Annotated in this window: 1 protein-coding gene; it reads right to left on the bottom strand. The window is 54.3% G+C overall.

All coding sequences use genetic code 11. From position 1 onward, the window contains the following. Positions 1-130: metal-sensing transcriptional repressor (locus KMS84_RS41185; protein ID WP_256921652.1), on the bottom strand; the 130-nt coding region annotated here is incomplete at its 3' end. Positions 131-247 lie beyond the last annotated feature (117 nt).

Here is a 247-nt window from a genome sequence, read left to right as displayed (position 1 = left end):
CGACGCACTGACGACCTTCTTCAATCATGGTGATGATGCCGCGTAAATGGCCATCCGCTCGCTTGAGGCGCTTGAGGATCGCCTCGTGACTTTGGTGGGTATGGGGATGCGGGTGTTCGTGCTCGCTCATATCTTGAGTCTTCGTCGTAAGTGATTACGCAAATCATATCCCCCCAGAGAGGATAGATTCAAACGCTAACCCGTCCACATACAAGCGAAGGCACGACAGGCTGCTTTGGGTCCAGGC

This window comes from Streptomyces hilarionis (genome assembly GCF_024539675.1).
Taxonomy (GTDB): Bacteria; Actinomycetota; Actinomycetes; order Streptomycetales; family Streptomycetaceae; genus Streptomyces; species Streptomyces hilarionis.
The sequence above is the reverse complement of the archived record's forward strand: the minus strand, read 5'-3'. Positions and strand labels throughout refer to the sequence as shown.